A 15624-nucleotide genomic window follows, 5' to 3' on the forward strand; every position below is an offset into this window, starting at 1 on the left:
ACGAGCGAGCGATGAACGCCATCCCGCGCCTGCGCCGCTACACCGGCCCGGCTCTCCTTTCCTACGGCTTCCGGCCCTTCTTCCTCCTCGGGGCGATCTACGCCGGCCTCGCCATCCTCGCCTGGGTGCCGATGTTCCACGGCCAGCTGGAGCTCGCGACCGCCTTCTCCCCGCGCGACTGGCACGTGCACGAGATGCTCTTCGGCTATGTCGCGGCCATCGTCACCGGCTTCCTGCTCACGGCCGTGCCGAACTGGACGGGGCGCTTGCCCATCCAGGGAAAGCCCCTCGCGGTGCTTGTGGCCGCCTGGATCGCCGGGCGCATCGCCGTGACCGGATCGGCGCTATGGGGCGCGTGGCCGGCCGCGATCGTCGACTGCAGCTTCCTCCTCCTCGTCGCGCTCGCTACGGCGCGCGAGATCATCGCCGGCAGCAACTGGCGCAACCTGAAGGTCCTCATCGCGGTCGGCCTCCTCTTCGCCGGCAATGTCGTCTTCCATGTGGAGGCGGCTCTCTTCGGTATCGCGCAGTATGGTGCGCGCATGGGCACGGCGGTGTCGATCGCGCTCATCATGCTCATCGGCGGGCGCATCGTGCCGAGCTTCACACGCAACTGGCTGGCGCGAGAAAATCCGGGCCGCCTGCCCGTCGCCTTCAACCGCTACGACGTCGTGTCTATGATTGCGAGCGTCCTAGCGCTCGCGCTGTGGGTGGCCGTGCCGGAGGGGCCCGTACCGGGCACGCTCCTGGTCCTCGGCGGTCTCCTGCAGGCCGTGCGGCTGGCGCGCTGGGCGGGGGAAAGGACGGCGCGCGACCGGCTCGTGCTCATCCTGCACGTCGCTTATCTGTTCGTGCCGCTCGGCTTCCTCCTCGTCGGCATCGCGGCGCTGACGGGTGTGCCCGCCGAGGCCGGCATCCACGCCTGGACGGGCGGGGCGGTGGGCGCCATGACGCTCGCGGTCATGACGCGCGCCAGCCTCGGCCACACCGGCCGGGCGCTTGTCGCGTCCGCTGCGACGCAGGCCATATATTGCCTTGTAGTCCTCGCCACTCTGGCCCGCATCGGCGCGGCTTATTTGCCGGCTTTCTATACGCCGCTGATCCATACGGCGGGGCTTTCATGGGCGCTCGCCTTCCTCGGCTTCGGGCTGGTCTACTGGCCCGTGCTGACGCGTCCGCGCCTCGGCGGCTGAGGCCTTACGCTTCGATGCGGCGCAATGCGGCGGCGCCTCCCGCGGCGGAGGCGGCAATCTCGTCGAAGAGCAGCGCCATCTCGGCGAAGACCGAGCGGTCGCTCTCGCCCTCGGTAATCTGGTCGAGCTCCGAGAGGAGATGAAGGATGGCGCCGATGCGGTCCTTGCAGTCGCGCGCCTCGGCCAGCCGTCGGCGGGCGAGGCGCCGCACCTCGAGGCGGGCAAAGCGGTCGATGGCACCGTTCAGCGTCTCGCGGCATGTGCAGTCGATGTCGAGCCGGGTGAGGATGGCCGAGAGTCGGCTCAGCAGTACCTCGGTCTCGTCGCGGCGCTTCGCCTCGGCCATTGGTCCGTCTCCCTCAGCCCTATGCCCCCACGCGCCGCACGCCCGGCTCAGCATGCACGAAGCCATTGGCGAAGACCGCGCCGGGATAGACCTCGGCGAGCGCGGCCTCGGCCTCACGCGCTTCGCGCCGGCCGTCGATGACCTCGCGGAACAGTCTGGCGACGGCGACCATGTCGCAGCACTGGGGCGACAGGCGCAGCGCGCCGACGCCGGCCGAGCGCAGCAGGTCGATGTCGCCGACGAGATTCGTCACCGTTTGCGACAGCGTCTGCACGCCGTTGACGGTGAGGAAGGGCTCGTTGTCGAGCGTCTCCACGGCGAGGCCGTCCGGATCCTTCTCGCAGACGAAGCGGCAGTTGTCCTTGGTCAGCTTGTGGAGGCGGGCGTGATAGCAGCGCGCCGAGATGGCGAGTGGCACGCGCCCGAAGGCGAAGACCTCCACCATCACCTCCGGCACCCCGGCCGCGATGGCGGCGACGGAGGCCGCCGGCAGTTCGGGCGGCAGGCACATGCGCCGTGCCCCGCGTGACGCGAAGAAGGCGGCGGTCGCCTCGTTGTAGATGTTCACGAAGGGCCCGATGGCGTGGGGCCGGCCGGCGAGATGGCGCAGCACGGAGACGTCGTTGGCCTCGACCGTCAGGTCCTCGCTCTTCGCCAATTCCTCCATCTGCCGCCGCTCGCGCTCGAGGGCGACGAGCGCCAGGGAGCCGAAGATCACCTCTTTGCCCGCCGCGGTCAGCCGCTCGGCCACGGTCGGCAGGTGGCGCGCAAAGAAAGGCATGCGCTTCGAGCAGACCACCTCGCCGACGACGACGGTCTCGACCGGAGCCTCGTCCGCGATGCGGAAATAGAAGTCGCGCCAGTCGTCCGCCTGCCAGTTGAAGAGCACGGGCCCGAGCGTCAGTTCCATGAAGTCCTCGCTGCGAAAGCGCGGCGCCGATCCAGCGCCGCCTGGTCTAGCGCCAAGTCTTGCGATAGGCGCCGACGGTCGTCGTCTGGCCCTCGGTCATGGTCGTGAGGCCGGCTCCGGTGATCGGCCGGCCAGCCTCGAGGGCGGCAAGTGCGGCACGGAAGGAGGCGACAACGCTCGCGATATAGGCGCGGCCGCGCTGGCGACCTTCGATCTTGAGCGCCGTGACGCCGGCCTTCTTCAGGCCCGGCAGCATTTCCACCGCGTCGAGGCTCACCGGCTCCTCGAAGATGTAGCCCGCGCCGATCCCGGTGCGGAAGCGGCCCTTGCACAGGGTGGGGTAGGCGGCCGGCTCGCCCTTGGCGAACTTGTTGATGGTGAAGTCGCTGAGGCGCGAGACGAGCGTATTGCCGTCGTCCCGGTAACTCACGTGGCTCGCCGGCGAGCAGACGCCGTGCATGTTGGGCGACTGGCCCGTGGCATGCGAGGAGAGCGAGCAGCGCCCCTCGGCCATCACGCAAAGACCGCCGAAGACGAAGACTTCTGTCTCGCAGGCTGTCGCACGGGTAATGGCGGCGATTTCGGGCACGCTCAACACGCGCGGCAGTACCACCCGCTTCACGCCGAAGGCCTCGACATAGAAGGCGATGGCATCGGGGTTCGCCGCTGCGGCCTGCACCGAGACGTGCAGGCGCTGCGCCGGGTGGCGCGCGGCGGCATAGGCGATGAGACCGACATCGGCGAGGATCAGCGCATCGGCCCCCGCCGCCACGGCGTCGTCGACCGCGCCTTGCCAGAGGCCGAGCTGGCCGGCACGGGGAAAGGTGTTGATGGCGACGAGCACCTTGGCGCCCCGCGCATGGGCATAGGCGATGCCCTCGGCCATCTCGGCGCGGGAGAAGTTGAGGCCGGGGAAGTTGCGGGCGTTGGTCTCGTCGCGAAAGCCGCAATAGACGGCGTCCGCGCCGGCATCGACGGCGGCGCGCAGGGCGGCCGGCGTTCCCGCCGGGCAGATCAGTTCCATGGCATGGCTCCGGGGTCGGTGACGGGGCGCGGCAGTAGGCTGCGCAGCAGCCGCTCGGCGGGCGCGGCGAGGGGGCCGAGGCTGCCGCAGCCCTCGCGCACAAGATCGATCTGCGCATCGTCGACCGCGTTGCGCAGGGCGACGACCGCTTCCATGTCGCCTTCGACGACGAGGTCGCGCGAAAAGAAGAGCGCATCCCCGTCATAGCCACCGTCGACCAGCCCGATGAGGGCCGCGATCGAGCCGCGGATGGTGACGTCGAGGCGGGCCGGCAGCGCCCGCACCGCCGTGATGCGCGGGCGGCGCGGCAGGGTCTCGAGCAGGAAGGCGAGCGGCAGGTCCGTCGGCGCGAGGCCGAAGCGCTTGCCCGCGTGCGGGCCGAGCCGCTCGAAGATGCCGGGATGATTGGCAAGGACCGCCCTGAGCGTCGCCGCGAGGATGGGCTGCAGCGGCAGGAGCGGCAAGGGCCGCAGCGCGAGCTGCACGACGAGCGGCACCCGGCCGGGCGTGTCGGCGGCGGCTTCCTCGTGCCCGGCGGCACGCCGGGCAGGTTGTTCCGATGGCATGTCGGTCTCCTCCAGCCGCCCTATACACCCGGGCGCCGCGCCCCTTCTTGCGCCAGGACAAAGACGGCGGGGCGCCGGGGCTGTGCTGTCCGCGGATCCGCAACGCTTGCCCGAAGGACAGCCCTTGACGCTGCGCCGACAGCCCCCCTTCCGCGACCTGCGCGCCTTCCTCGCCCATCTCGATGGGCGCGGCGAGCTCAGACGTATCGCCGAGCCCGTCTCCATCTGCCACGACATGACCGAGATCCATCGCCGCGTGCTCGAGGCCGGCGGGCCGGCCCTCTTCTTCGAGCGGCCGGTGCGGGCCGACGGCGCGGTGTCGGACATCCCCGTGCTCGTCAATCTCTTCGGCACCGTCGAGCGCGTTGCCCTCGGCTTCGGGCGGCGCAACGACGGTTCGCCCGGAAATGGCCTTGCCGGCCTCGGCGAGATGCTGGCGGAGCTGCGCGAGCCGCGCCCGCCGCGTGGCCTCGGCGAGGCTATGGGCAAGCTGCCGCTCGCCCGCGCCGTGATGGCCATGCGCCCGCGGCGTGTCGCGAGCGCTCCCGTCCAGGAGCGGGTGCTGACCGGCGAGGCGATCGACCTCGGCCTCCTGCCGGTGCAGACCCACTGGCCGGGGGAGCCGGCGCCGCTCATTACCTGGCCGCTCGTCATCACGCGTCCGCCGGAGGATGCCGGGGAGGACACGGTCAATGTCGGGGTCTACCGCATGCAGGTCATCGGCCGCGACCGGGCCATCATGCGCTGGCTGGCCCACCGCGGCGGGGCCAAGCACCACCACCAGTGGCGCTCCCGCGGGCGCGACATGCCCGTCGCCGTGGTCATCGGAGCCGATCCCGCCTTTATCCTGTCCGCCGTCCTGCCGCTGCCCGAGACGGTGTCGGAGGTGGGCTTTGCAGGCCTTATCGCCGGCGAGCGGCCACGGCTTACGCCTTGCGTCAGCATCCCGTTGATGGTGCCGGCTGAAGCCGAGATCGTGATCGAGGGCTTCGTCTCGGCCGAGGAGACGGCGCCCGAGGGGCCCTACGGCGACCACACCGGCTATTACAATTCGGTCGAGGACTTCCCGGTGCTCAATGTCACCGCGGTCACCATGCGGCGCGCGCCGATCTACCTGTCCACCTATACCGGCCGGCCGCCGGACGAGCCCTCGCGCATCGGCGAGGCGCTCAACGAGATTTTCCTGCCGCTGGTGCGCCGCCAGTTCCCCGAGATCGTCGACCTGTGGCTGCCGCCCGAGGCCTGCTCCTACCGCATCGCGGTCGCGGCGATCGCCAAGCGCTATCCCGGCCAGGCGCGCCGGCTCATGCTGGGGTTGTGGTCCATGCTGCCGCAGTTCACCTATACGAAGATGCTCATCGTCGTCGATGAGGACATCGACGTGCGCGACTGGGCGGCGGTGATGTGGGCGGTCTCGACCCGCTCCGACCCCTCGCGCGATCTCGTGCAGCTCGCGGACACGCCCATCGACTATCTCGACTTCGCCTCGCCGAAGCCGGGCCTCGGCGGCAAGCTCGGCATCGACGCCACCGGCAAGATCGGGCCGGAGACGGCGCGCGAATGGGGCCGCGTCATCCGGCAGGACCCGACGGTCGCGGCGCGTGTCGACGCGCTCTGGCGGCGTCTCGGCATCGAGGAGGGAGGCGCATGAACGGGCGCACGCGCATCGTCGTCGGCATCTCGGGCGCTTCGGGCGCGGCGCTCGGCCTGCGCGCCGTCGAACTGCTGGCCGGGCTCGGCGGCATCGAGGTGCACAGCGTCGTTACCCGCTCCGGCGAGCGCACGCTCGCCCACGAGGTCGGACCCCACGCCCTCGGACGCATCGAGCGCCTGTCCATCCGTCATCCGTGCGAGGACATCGGCGCGTCGATCGCCAGCGGCTCGTTCCGCACCGCCGGCATGGTGGTGGCGCCCTGCTCCATCCGCACCCTGGGCGCGCTCGCCGGGTGCATCCTCGACAACCTCCTGGTGCGCGCCGCCGACGTGCACCTGAAGGAGCGGCGCCGGCTCGTGCTCCTTGTGCGCGAGAGCCCGCTGCACATCGGCCATATCCGGGCCATGGCAGCGGTGAGCGAGGCTGGCGCCGTCGTCGCCCCGCCGGTGCCCGCCTTCTACATGAAGCCGCAGACGGTTTCCGACGTCGTCGACGCAACGGCGCGGCGGGCCGTCTCGCTCCTCGGCCTGCCGGGCGGCGGGGTGGAATGGACGGGCGAGAACCCGCCTCCAGCGGCGGCGGTCTGAGCTCCCCGCCGGGCTCTTTGTGCCAGCACAAACATCCGGATCGCGGGCCCCGGGGAAGTTGCGAATACGCAAATTCCGGCGGGGCCTGCATGCGAGGCTTGCCTCATCGAACAAGGCAACACGCAACGGAGAAAACCATGTTCACCCGGCGCAATATCCTGGCATGTGTGGCGATGTCGGCCATCGCCGTCGCGGTGCCGGCCATGGCGGACGACCTGTCCAACATGCCGCGCCAGAAGGTGGAGCTGGTCGCTCCGCCCTTCGTCCACCCGCACGAGCAGGCGGCCAAGGACGGGCCCAAGGTCGTCCAGTTCACGATGAAGGTCGAGGAGAAGGAACTCGTCATCGACAACGAGGGCACCAAGCTGCAGGCGATGACCTTCAACGGCTCGGTGCCGGGTCCGATGATGGTGGTGCACGAGGGTGACTACGTCGAGCTGACGCTGATCAACCCCGAAACCAACACCATGCCGCACAACATCGACTTCCATTCCGCGACCGGCGCGCTCGGTGGCGGCGGGCTGACCCTCATCCATCCCGGCGAGCAGGTGGTGCTGCGCTGGAAGGCAACCCGCCCCGGCGTCTTCGTCTACCACTGCGCACCCGAGGGTATGGTGCCCTGGCATGTGGTGTCTGGCATGAGCGGCACGGTGATGGTGCTGCCGCGCGATGGTCTCAAGGACGAGAAGGGCAATTCGCTGACCTACGACCGGGTCTATTACGTCGGCGAGAACGACTTCTACGTGCCGCGGGACGAGAACGGCAAGTTCAAGACCTACGAGACCGTCGGCGACTCCTATGCTGACACCATCGAGGTGATGCGCAAGCTCACCCCCACGCACGTGGTCTTCAACGGCGCCGTCGGTGCCCTGACTGGCGAGAAGGCGCTCAGGGCCAAGGTAGGCGAGAAGGTGCTCATCGTGCACTCGCAGGCCAATCGCGACACCCGTCCCCACCTCATCGGCGGCCACGGCGACTATGTCTGGGAGACCGGCAAGTTCGCCAACCCGCCCGAGAAGGACCTCGAGACATGGTTCATTCGGGGCGGCTCGGCCGGGGCTGCGCTCTACAAGTTCCTGCAGCCCGGCGTCTATGCCTACGTGAACCACAATCTCATCGAGGCCTTCGAACTCGGTGCGACCGCGCACTTCAAGGTCGACGGCACCTGGGACGACGACCTCATGAAGCAGGTACGTCCGCCGGAGCCGATCGGCGCGGGCGATAAGCTCGGCGCCGTCGATGGGGCGGCAGCTCCCGCGGTTCACTGACCCCTGCGGGCCATCCTCCATTGGGGATGGCCCGCCCTTTCCGGATCATTCCGCCATGCGCTGCGTTCTTCGCACCCTTCTTCTCGGCACCGCTCTTGCCCTCGTCGGCCTCGCTGTCCGGGCCGATGCGGCGGAAACGGAACTGGCCATGCCCGACGTCGTGCACATCGCGCCGGGGCGCTTCGACTATCGCGTGCCCGGGGAGTTCATGCGCGGCAAGCGGCCGGTCAACGGCCCGCGTATCGAGATGCCTGTCGAGCAGCCCGTGATGATCATGAAGCGGCAGGTGAGCGCCGCCGAGTACGGGCGCTGCGTTGCAGACGGCGCCTGCCGTCCGGCTCCCGGCGGGGCGGTCGGGCGCGACGACCTGCCGGTCGTCGGCGTCACCTGGCACGACGCCAGCGATTATGCCGCCTGGCTGTCGGAAAAGACCGGCCGCAACTGGCGCCTGCCGAGCGACGAGGAATGGTCCTATGCTGCCGGTTCGCGCCTCGTGGACGATGCCGTGAGCGACGATCCGGGCGGCGACGTCGCCAATCGCTGGCTCGCCCGCTACGACGAGGAATCGCGCCGCGAGATCGTGGCCGAGGCTGAGCCCCAACCCTTCGGCAGCTTCGGCGCGAACGAGCACGGCGTGCTCGACATCGGCGGCAATGTCTGGGACTGGACGAGCACCTGCTTTGCCCGCTACCGGCTCGACGAGGAGGGTGCGCTCGCCGGCAAGCCCACCGTCAACTGCGGCGTGCGGACGGTGGCCGGCGCCCATCGCGGCTATGTGTCGGACTTCATCGGCGACGCCAAGGCGGGGGGCTGCTCCGTCGGCCGTCCGCCGGCCAATCTCGGCATCCGTCTGGTGCTCGACGAGCAGAGCGCCTGGCGGCGCGTGGCGGCGCGCCTGCGCCGCCTTGTCGACAAGGAGGACGCGAGCCGTGCGCTGGTCCTCGCGTCGGAGCGGTGGTGAGCGGGTTCAGCCCGCTGCATCCGCCAGCATGGCGAGTTCATGGGGCCGGCGCACGACGACGCGCCGGCGACCGCTGTCGACGAGGCCGCGGCCTTCCCAGGCGCTCAGGGTGCGGCTCACGGTGTGCAGCGTCGTCCCCGTCATCTCGGCGAGATCCTGGCGCGAGAGCGGGAAGGCGATCTCGATGCCACGTGCGGTGCGCCGGCCGGCCTCCCGGGCTAGGCGCAGGATGGTGTGGGCGATGCGGCGCTCGACATTCTGCGTCGACATCTCGCGCAGGCGCTGTTGCATCTCGCGATAGCGTGCCGCGATGACGGACACGGCATTCATCGCCACCTCCGGGTGACGTGCCATGATCTCGCGGATGACGGCGCGGGAGATGCCGATGACCTCGCTGTCCGCCACGGCGGTCGCCGTGCTTGGATGAAGATCGTCGCCGGCAAGGACGGCTAGGCCGGCGAGCTCGGCCGGGCCGACATAACGGATGATGACCTGCTGGCCGTCGGCGGTCGTCTGTGTCACCCGGAGGCGGCCCTCCGCGACGACATAGAAGGTCTCCGCCCGATCGCCCTGGTGGAAGACGGGGTCCTGCGTCGCGAGCCGGCGGCGGGTGGCGCTGCGGCGCAGTGCCCGCAGCGAATCCGGGGACAGGCCGCGGAACAGGTCGGTCCGGCACAGGATGTCTTGTTCCGCAGTACCGTGCATGTCCCTAAGCGCCTCGCGCCGCCCCGACGCCGGCGGCGGCCGGGCGCATCCAGCCACCACCGCGCCGGCAGCGCTTTGATCCGCCGCAAAGATTCGCCGCGCTTGACATCTATCCTGCCAGTGGCGCAGGTGCCGCGCGGCCTTCCGCCGCGCCGCCGCGACCGGGTCGCAGAACGAGACAGGCTGAGCATGCTGATGATCGACAAGGGCGATTTTGCCCGCCACCATACGCCGGCGAGCGTGGCCGATCGCATCGCGGCCGGCATCGTCCGCCTCATGGAAGGGGCAGCCTCGCTCTTCTTCGGCCGCCGCTACGGCGACGGCGCGGTCGTGCTGGAGACGGTCGCCGCCGTGCCGGCCATGGTGGCGGCGACGCTTCTTCACCTCAAATGCCTGCGGCGCATGATCGACGATCGCGGCTGGGTGCGGGCCTTCATGGACGAGGCGGAGAGCCAGCGTGCCCACCTCATGGCCTTCGTCGCACTGCAGCAGCCCGGACCGGGCGAGCGACTGTTCATTGCCGTGGCCCAGATGCTCTTCTACAACGCCTTCTTCCTGCTGCACCTCGTTTCGCCGCGCACCGGCCATCGCCTGACCGGCTATCTCGCCGAGGCGGCGGTGCGCGACTATTCACGGCGGATCGGGCGCCTCGAAGCCGGGCAGGAGGAGAACGTGCCGGCCCCCGCCTTTGCCGTGGGCTACTGGAACCTGCCGCACGACGCGCGCCTGTCCGACATGCTCGTCGCCATGCGCGAGGACGAGGCGATCCACCGCGACATCAACCACGCCTTCGCCGATGCGCTTGCGGCCGGGCGCCCGCTGCCCGAGCGCGAGGGCTGGCAGGTCTGACGGAACCTTCCGGTTTGATACGGCGCAAAGTGTGCACCGCATCAAGTGCTTAGACTGACGGTCGTGAATGGAGATCGCGAGACTGCGGCTCCCCGCCGCGCCCGCCGGGGCGGGCTAAACGATTGAGGACGATATGATGAACCGCTGCAAGACCCGCATGCTTCTGACCTTCGGCGCCCTGATGCTGGCGCTGCCGGCCGTGGCGGCCGAACATGAGGTGAAGATGCTCAACAAGGGTTCGGACAATCAGGCCATGGTGTTCGAGCCGGCCTTCCTGAAGATCGCGCCGGGCGATACCGTGAAGTTCGTGCCGACGGACAAGAGCCACAACGCCGAGACCATCCCAGGCATGATCCCGGAGGGCGTGGAGCCGTTCAAGGGCAAGCTCTCGCAGGAGGTCGTCGTCACCTTCGACAAGCCGGGCCTCTATGGCTACAAGTGTCTGCCGCATGTCGGCATGGGCATGGTCGGGCTGATCCAGGTCGGTGACGAGGTGCCGAACCTTGATGCCGCCAAGGCAGTCAAGCTGCCGGGGCTCGGCGGCAAGCGCATGACCGTGCTGTTCGACAAGCTCAACACCTCGACTGCTGCCAAGTGACGCCACTGGGCGGTGCGGACAAACAGGGCGACCATCGGTCGCCCTGCCGGGTAGTCCGGCGCGCTGCCGGCCGTGGATGTGGTTGGCGGCCACCGGTGGAGGCGCCGGCGGAGGGCGCCCCGGCCCGGCCGGCCTATGCGAGCGCGGATTCGTAGCCGGCCGGGCTGAAGCCCACTACGATCCTGCCGTCGATGTCCAGTACCGGCCGCTTGATCAATGACGGATTGGCCAGCATCAGGCCGACGGCCTTCGCCTCGTCCAGCCCTTCCTTGTCGGCGCCGGGCAGCTTGCGGAATGTGGTGCCGGCGCGGTTGAGGAGCTTCTCCCAGCCGGCCTGCCGGACCCAGTCCGTGAGCCGCTCGCGATCGATGCCGGCACTCCTGTAGTCGTGGAAGGCGTGGGCGACGTCCCGGGCCTCGAGCCAGGCGCGCGCCTTCTTCATCGTGTCGCAGTTCTTGATGCCGTAGATCGTGATTTCGCGCGCCATTCCGGCCTCTCTCGAGCGTTCGTGCGGCAGCTATAGCATCGATCGCCCGGACCGCGAGGGGGGCGGACGGCGCCGTTCACGGCTGACGGATGTCCTGCGAGAAGGAGGACGTCAGTCCCGCCGCGAGGGCCCTGGGGCTGATGCGCGCCTCCGCGCGCAGTTCCGCCATCGGCCGGCTGCTGTCGAGGGCACCCATGTCATAGGCATATTCGGGCAGGTAACCGTTGACGATGAGCCGCCAGTCGGCCGGCAGCACGTCGCCCAGGGCGCGCGCCATGCGCACCACGGTCGTCGTGCAGTTGCTGGTCAGGGAATTGTAGAAGGTCGGTCGCGTGGCGAGCGCATTGGCGTCGGCAACATATTGCAGCAGGAGCGCCCGGATCATCTCCTGCGGGATGTCGAGGCGGTAGCGCTGCACGTCCTCGCCGCGGATGTTAGTGCGCACGCCGATGACGTCGCGCTCCTCGGCGGCGACGAGCACGAGGGTGTTGCTCTTGAAGAGATCGGCGATGGGCGAGAAGCCGCCGCCCCTGCGCCGACGCACCTCGACCGACCAGGCGAGGTACCGGCCGTCGGCAAAGCCGAAGCTCAGGATCATGTGCGCCATGCTCGGCCCGGCCCAGTAGGACATGAACATGTCGAGCGTGCGCAACTGGTCGAGGTCATAGCGCCGCGTCTCCCAAGCGGGCGTGAAGTCGTCTTCGCCGCGCCAGTCGAAATTGCGCACGCCCGTCAGGCTCAGCACCGAGCCGTCGACGGTTCCCGTGACCTGGCGGGCGACATCCGGCGACCAGTCCGCATCCGCGGGCGGCACGATGCTCGTCCACCAGACGAAGACGCCGGCGACGGCGAGCGCGAAGAGGCTCGCGGCGGCGGCGCGCCGTCGCACGAGGGCGACGATCGTCGCAAGGCCGAGGAGGCCGAAAGCGCCGGCGGCGAGGAGCCGCGCCTCCTCGGGCAGAGACAGGCGGTACCACAGGGCGAGCGCCGCCCAGACGGAGACCAGGAGGACGGCTGCGCCGATGGCGACGCGTGCGAGAATTCCGGTGAGGCGAGCCAAAAGCCGCTCCCGCATGGTGGAGGCCTGGCCTTAGTAGCCGCCCGCGCGCGCGGTTCAAAGCCTGCTGATCGCGCGTGTCGCCTGCCTGCAGGTGCACGATGGGCCAGCATGCCGGCCGGCACGGCCACGACGGTAGTCCCGTCCCGGTGCACAAGACCCCAGCCGGGCCAAGCCGATCAGGCCGGTGCGCATCGACCGGAGCGGTCGCCGGGCGATTCCAGCAAACTGGCATTCATCTTGCATCAGTTCGCGGGCCTTCAGGCTTGGCCGGACGGGAACAAACCTCACGCGTATGCGTTTCGATGGGCCGCGTCGACCGATGCGGTTCGGACCCCTGGGCCTAGAGAAGAAGGAGAAGAGACGTGGGCCATCGTCCGTTTCGCGTTCCCGTCAAGCTGCGCGCTGGTGAAACCGGCATCTTCGTGGCCTGCAGTGCCTGGGAAGCCCTCGAGTTCCTCGAGCGCGACTGGCCGGGCGAGCGCGACAACGCCTACCTGCGCGCCTGCGCCGCCTGCCGGGACGCCGTCGATGGTTTCCGTGCGCCGGAAGGTGCTCGCCGCGCGGTGGAGAATGCCGCGCGGGCTGCCGGCCTGCTCGCGGAAATGGCCGAGCCATAGGTGCCGGCGCGCGCCGCGGCCTTTCACCGGGCGCGGAACAAACCGTCTGCGATGCGGTTCGGCCCGCATCCGCCGTTCGGCGGCCGATGGAAGGAGCAGACCCATGAAGAACAAGACGCTGGACGATCTTTTCTATGAAGGCCTCAGGGACATCTACTATGCCGAGCGGCAGCTCTTAAAGGCCTTGCCGAAGCTCGCGCGCGGGGCCAGCGCCGAGGAGCTCAAGGCGGCGTTCCAGCAGCATCGCGAAGAAACCGAGGGCCATGTCGCGCGCCTGCAGCAGGTGTTCGAGATCTGCGGCAAGACGGCACGTGGCAAGACCTGCCCTGCGATCGACGGTATCATCGAGGAAGGAGAGGAGGTGCTCTCCGAGTACAAGGACACGCCCGCTCTCGACGCCGGCCTGATCGCCGCGGCCCAGGCCGCCGAGCATTACGAGATCACGCGTTACGGCACGCTCCGGCGCTGGGCCCAGGAACTCGGCATGAACGATGCGGCGAAGCTCCTCGACGAGACGCTGAAGGAAGAAGCGCAGACCGACGAGATGCTCACGAAGCTCGCCGAGAAGGACGCGAACAGCAGGGCCCAGCGGGCTGCCTGACGGCTTCTCTGCACCGGCCCGACAAAGGGCGGCTTCAGCCGCCCTTTGTCACGGCTTCTCACCTGCGCCGGTCGGAACCGGCGGTATGCCCTGCGGGTTGGAGCAGCGGGGCTCAGTGAGCGGCCACGAAAGGAGATCGTCATGCCGGCGAAATCGAAAGCCCAGCAGAAGGCCGCGGGCGCGGCGCTCGCCGCCAAGCGCGGCGAGAAGAAGAAGAGCGAGCTCAAGGGCGCTGCGAAGAGCATGGTCGAGTCCATGTCGGAGCGCGAGCTGCGCGAGATGGCGTCCACCTCCCGCAGGGGCAAGCCCGAGCACGCCTCAAAGTCCTGACGGCCGGGGACAAGCGAACGGGAACGGAGGGCGACTTGGAGCAGGCGCTCGCTGACATCCTGGCCGATATTCTGCCGCGCACAGCGGTGCCATATCACGTTATCCTCGCGCGCATTTGCGGGGCGCTTCTGTGCGTCACCGTCATCGGCATCGAGCGCGAGATGCGTGGCCGGCCGGCGGGGCTGCGCACGCATCTTCTTGTCGGCCTTGCCGCCGCAGTCTTCGGACTGCTCGCTGGCGAGGTCGTTCGCGCGCCGATCTATGACATCGACCAGGTGAGATCCGACCCCCTGCGCGTGGTGGAGGCCGTGACGGCCGGCGTCGCCTTCCTCGCCGCAGGGCTGATCGTCTTCGCCAAGGGCGAGGTGCATGGGCTGACAACCGGCGCGGGCGTGTGGCTCGCCGCCGCCATTGGCCTGTCGGTCGGCCTCGGCTTCTGGATCATCGCCATCTTCGCAACCCTCGTCGGCACAGTTGTCCTGCATCTCCTCTACCAGGTCGAGCGGCACCTGGGGTGGAAGTGACAGGCCACAAAGTCCGGCACCAGGGGCCGGACCGGTGCAGCGTCGGGCTCTTAATGCGACACGGCGGCCGCGGCGCTGCGCTCGCGCCCGAGCATCGCGATCACAGGCGCTCCGAGCATCATGACGATACCGCCGGCCACCATGGCGCTGACGAGGCCGAAGCTGTCGACGGTCAGGCCGCCGACGGTGGCGCCGAGGGCGATCGCAACCTGGATCAGCGACACGAGAAGGGCGGCGCCGGTCTCCAATGCTTCGGAAGCGGCGCGGAACATGAAGGTCTGGGTCGCGATGGGCAATGCGCCGAAGGCCAGCCCCCAGACGACGATGATGGCGATGGCGGCCATGGGGATCGCGCCGAAGGCGGCAAGTGCCAGCGCCGAGGCGCCGAGGACGAGGGCCGTGGCGGCGACGGCGGTGCGCGCATCCTTCCCGGCCACCCAGCTGCCCGCGACATTGCCGAAGAAGCCGGCTGTGCCATAGGCGAGCAGCAGGCCCGTGACCATGCCCGAGCCGAGCCCTGTGATCTGGACGAGATAAGGCGCGATGTAGGTATAGGCGAAGAACTGGCCGCCGAACATGAAGAAAGCGGCCAGAAGCCCGATGCGCGCCTTCGGCACGTGGAGCAGCGCCGGCAGGTCGCGCCAGCGGATGGCGCGCTGGGGCGGCAGCGCCGGCAGCAGCAGCGCCTGCGCGACGAGCACCGCGACCCCGATCCCCGCCGCGGCTGCGAAGGCCGCGCGCCAGCCCAGGACATCACCGATGAAGGTCCCTGCCGGCACGCCCGCGACCGTGCCGAGCGAAATCCCGGCGAAGATGATGGCGGTGCCGCGCGTGCCTGTGGGCTCAGGCATGACCCGCGGGCCGATGGCGACGCCGATGCACCAGAAGCCGCCGACGCCGATGCCGAGCAGCAGCCGGCCGAGGAGAACGAGGGGGTAGGAGGTGGACAGCGCGACGATCAGGTTGGAGGCAACGAGGAGGCCGACGAGGACCATGAGGACGTTGCGTCGGTCGAGCCGTCCGGCGCCCACCGTTACCGTGGGAGCGGCAAGGGCGCCGAGCACGCCCGCCATGGTGACCATGAGGCCGGCCTGGCCCTCGCTGATGCCGATATCGGCGGCCATGGCCGGCAACAGGCCAACGGGCAGGAACTCGGCGGTCACGAGCGCGAAGGCGGCGGTGCCAACCGAGCCGGCGGCGAGCCAGTGGCGTACGGTTGGCGCAAGGACTGAATCGAGGCAAGCGGTTCCCGTTGGGGCAGTGGACATGAATCCAGCTCCGGAATGAAAGGGGACTTTGATGGAAGGCGCGAGGGGCGCCGGCTGCAGCGGTGCGGGACCTCTT

19 protein-coding genes are annotated in these 15624 nt (G+C 69.4%); 11 read left to right on the top strand and 8 right to left on the bottom strand.

Annotated features, from left to right (window positions below; all coding sequences use genetic code 11):
- The first annotated feature begins 11 nt into the window (after nt 1-11).
- Nucleotides 12-1193, top strand: a complete 1182-nt coding sequence (locus P2T65_RS05125; protein WP_063188860.1) for an NnrS family protein — start codon at nt 12-14, stop codon at nt 1191-1193.
- 4 nt (nt 1194-1197) lie between these two features.
- Here P2T65_RS05125 and P2T65_RS05130 read toward each other — a convergent pair whose 3' ends face one another.
- From P2T65_RS05130 to P2T65_RS05145, 4 genes are read right to left on the bottom strand one after another with little or no spacing between them, the layout of a single operon-like run.
- Complete coding sequence (locus P2T65_RS05130) at nt 1198-1539, bottom strand: hypothetical protein (RefSeq protein WP_055458678.1); 342 nt, start codon at nt 1537-1539, stop codon at nt 1198-1200.
- A 19-nt stretch (nt 1540-1558) separates the two neighbouring features.
- On the bottom strand, nt 1559-2449 hold the full coding sequence (locus P2T65_RS05135; protein ID WP_276199340.1) for a U32 family peptidase: 891 nt from the start codon (nt 2447-2449) through the stop codon (nt 1559-1561).
- A gap of 46 nt (nt 2450-2495) precedes the next feature.
- Nucleotides 2496-3473, bottom strand: coding sequence for a peptidase U32 family protein (locus P2T65_RS05140; protein WP_276199341.1), 978 nt, complete (start codon nt 3471-3473; stop codon nt 2496-2498).
- Complete coding sequence (locus P2T65_RS05145) at nt 3464-4039, bottom strand: SCP2 sterol-binding domain-containing protein (protein ID WP_245280501.1); 576 nt, start codon at nt 4037-4039, stop codon at nt 3464-3466. Before P2T65_RS05145 ends, P2T65_RS05140 begins: the two co-directional genes overlap by 10 nt.
- A gap of 124 nt (nt 4040-4163) precedes the next feature.
- On the opposite strand from P2T65_RS05145, the gene P2T65_RS05150 reads away from it, so the two are divergent.
- The 4 genes from P2T65_RS05150 to P2T65_RS05165 all read left to right on the top strand — a co-directional run bounded on the left by P2T65_RS05150 (nt 4164) and on the right by P2T65_RS05165 (nt 8509).
- Nucleotides 4164-5690 (top strand): UbiD family decarboxylase, encoded by a 1527-nt coding sequence (locus tag P2T65_RS05150; protein WP_055458675.1) that lies wholly within the window; start codon nt 4164-4166, stop codon nt 5688-5690.
- Entirely contained in the window at nt 5687-6280 is a 594-nt protein-coding gene (locus tag P2T65_RS05155) for a UbiX family flavin prenyltransferase (protein WP_055458674.1), read from the top strand. The genes P2T65_RS05150 and P2T65_RS05155 overlap by 4 nt, the downstream gene beginning before the upstream one ends.
- A gap of 137 nt (nt 6281-6417) precedes the next feature.
- A complete protein-coding gene (gene nirK, locus P2T65_RS05160) occupies nt 6418-7548 on the top strand; it encodes a copper-containing nitrite reductase (RefSeq protein ID WP_276199342.1) in 1131 nt (376 codons plus the stop codon).
- Between the two features lie 55 nt (nt 7549-7603).
- Nucleotides 7604-8509, top strand: a complete 906-nt coding sequence (locus tag P2T65_RS05165) for an SUMF1/EgtB/PvdO family nonheme iron enzyme (protein ID WP_055458672.1) — start codon at nt 7604-7606, stop codon at nt 8507-8509.
- A 6-nt stretch (nt 8510-8515) separates the two neighbouring features.
- On the opposite strand, the gene P2T65_RS05170 is transcribed toward P2T65_RS05165, so the two are convergent.
- Nucleotides 8516-9214 carry a Crp/Fnr family transcriptional regulator gene (locus P2T65_RS05170; RefSeq protein ID WP_055458671.1) on the bottom strand — a complete coding sequence of 233 codons (699 nt, stop codon included), beginning with the start codon at nt 9212-9214 and terminating at the stop codon, nt 8516-8518.
- A 189-nt stretch (nt 9215-9403) separates the two neighbouring features.
- Between P2T65_RS05170 and P2T65_RS05175 the strand changes: the two genes are divergently transcribed.
- Nucleotides 9404-10063, top strand: a complete 660-nt coding sequence (locus P2T65_RS05175; RefSeq protein ID WP_055458961.1) for an alternative oxidase — start codon at nt 9404-9406, stop codon at nt 10061-10063.
- 136 nt (nt 10064-10199) lie between these two features.
- Nucleotides 10200-10661, top strand: coding sequence for a pseudoazurin (locus P2T65_RS05180; protein WP_055458960.1), 462 nt, complete (start codon nt 10200-10202; stop codon nt 10659-10661).
- A gap of 133 nt (nt 10662-10794) precedes the next feature.
- On the opposite strand, the gene P2T65_RS05185 is transcribed toward P2T65_RS05180, so the two are convergent.
- Nucleotides 10795-11148, bottom strand: a complete 354-nt coding sequence (locus P2T65_RS05185) for an ArsC family reductase (RefSeq protein ID WP_055458670.1) — start codon at nt 11146-11148, stop codon at nt 10795-10797.
- Between the two features lie 76 nt (nt 11149-11224).
- Nucleotides 11225-12208: a DUF4105 domain-containing protein gene (locus P2T65_RS05190; protein ID WP_063188852.1), complete on the bottom strand. Its 984-nt coding sequence runs from the start codon at nt 12206-12208 to the stop codon at nt 11225-11227.
- A 362-nt stretch (nt 12209-12570) separates the two neighbouring features.
- On the opposite strand from P2T65_RS05190, the gene P2T65_RS05195 reads away from it, so the two are divergent.
- The 4 genes from P2T65_RS05195 to P2T65_RS05210 all read left to right on the top strand — a co-directional run bounded on the left by P2T65_RS05195 (nt 12571) and on the right by P2T65_RS05210 (nt 14280).
- A complete protein-coding gene (locus tag P2T65_RS05195; RefSeq protein ID WP_055458668.1) occupies nt 12571-12825 on the top strand; it encodes a DUF982 domain-containing protein in 255 nt (84 codons plus the stop codon).
- A 103-nt stretch (nt 12826-12928) separates the two neighbouring features.
- A complete protein-coding gene (locus P2T65_RS05200; RefSeq protein WP_063188850.1) occupies nt 12929-13426 on the top strand; it encodes a ferritin-like domain-containing protein in 498 nt (165 codons plus the stop codon).
- Between the two features lie 141 nt (nt 13427-13567).
- Complete coding sequence (locus P2T65_RS05205; RefSeq protein WP_055458666.1) at nt 13568-13756, top strand: DUF3008 family protein; 189 nt, start codon at nt 13568-13570, stop codon at nt 13754-13756.
- A 35-nt stretch (nt 13757-13791) separates the two neighbouring features.
- A complete protein-coding gene (locus tag P2T65_RS05210) occupies nt 13792-14280 on the top strand; it encodes an MgtC/SapB family protein (protein WP_055458665.1) in 489 nt (162 codons plus the stop codon).
- Nucleotides 14281-14330: 50 nt separating this feature from the next.
- On the opposite strand, the gene P2T65_RS05215 is transcribed toward P2T65_RS05210, so the two are convergent.
- Nucleotides 14331-15548: an MFS transporter gene (locus P2T65_RS05215; protein WP_276199343.1), complete on the bottom strand. Its 1218-nt coding sequence runs from the start codon at nt 15546-15548 to the stop codon at nt 14331-14333.
- Between the last annotated feature and the right edge of the window lie 76 nt (nt 15549-15624).

The organism is Chelatococcus sp. XZ-Ab1, from assembly GCF_029309855.1.
Taxonomy (GTDB): Bacteria; Pseudomonadota; Alphaproteobacteria; order Rhizobiales; family Beijerinckiaceae; genus Chelatococcus_A; species Chelatococcus_A sambhunathii.

Coding starts and splice junctions, on each gene's coding strand:
- P2T65_RS05145 (WP_245280501.1), bottom strand. CDS start 4,039: ATGCCATCGGAACAACCTGCCCGGCGTGCCGCCGGGCACGAGGAAGCC.
- P2T65_RS05170 (WP_055458671.1), bottom strand. CDS start 9,214: ATGCACGGTACTGCGGAACAAGACATCCTGTGCCGGACCGACCTGTTC.
- P2T65_RS05185 (WP_055458670.1), bottom strand. CDS start 11,148: ATGGCGCGCGAAATCACGATCTACGGCATCAAGAACTGCGACACGATG.
- P2T65_RS05130 (WP_055458678.1), bottom strand. CDS start 1,539: ATGGCCGAGGCGAAGCGCCGCGACGAGACCGAGGTACTGCTGAGCCGA.
- P2T65_RS05125 (WP_063188860.1), top strand. CDS start 12: ATGAACGCCATCCCGCGCCTGCGCCGCTACACCGGCCCGGCTCTCCTT.
- P2T65_RS05180 (WP_055458960.1), top strand. CDS start 10,200: ATGAACCGCTGCAAGACCCGCATGCTTCTGACCTTCGGCGCCCTGATG.
- P2T65_RS05165 (WP_055458672.1), top strand. CDS start 7,604: ATGCGCTGCGTTCTTCGCACCCTTCTTCTCGGCACCGCTCTTGCCCTC.
- P2T65_RS05135 (WP_276199340.1), bottom strand. CDS start 2,449: ATGGAACTGACGCTCGGGCCCGTGCTCTTCAACTGGCAGGCGGACGAC.
- P2T65_RS05200 (WP_063188850.1), top strand. CDS start 12,929: ATGAAGAACAAGACGCTGGACGATCTTTTCTATGAAGGCCTCAGGGAC.
- P2T65_RS05205 (WP_055458666.1), top strand. CDS start 13,568: ATGCCGGCGAAATCGAAAGCCCAGCAGAAGGCCGCGGGCGCGGCGCTC.
- nirK (WP_276199342.1), top strand. CDS start 6,418: ATGTTCACCCGGCGCAATATCCTGGCATGTGTGGCGATGTCGGCCATC.
- P2T65_RS05175 (WP_055458961.1), top strand. CDS start 9,404: ATGCTGATGATCGACAAGGGCGATTTTGCCCGCCACCATACGCCGGCG.
- P2T65_RS05140 (WP_276199341.1), bottom strand. CDS start 3,473: ATGGAACTGATCTGCCCGGCGGGAACGCCGGCCGCCCTGCGCGCCGCC.
- P2T65_RS05215 (WP_276199343.1), bottom strand. CDS start 15,548: ATGTCCACTGCCCCAACGGGAACCGCTTGCCTCGATTCAGTCCTTGCG.
- P2T65_RS05155 (WP_055458674.1), top strand. CDS start 5,687: ATGAACGGGCGCACGCGCATCGTCGTCGGCATCTCGGGCGCTTCGGGC.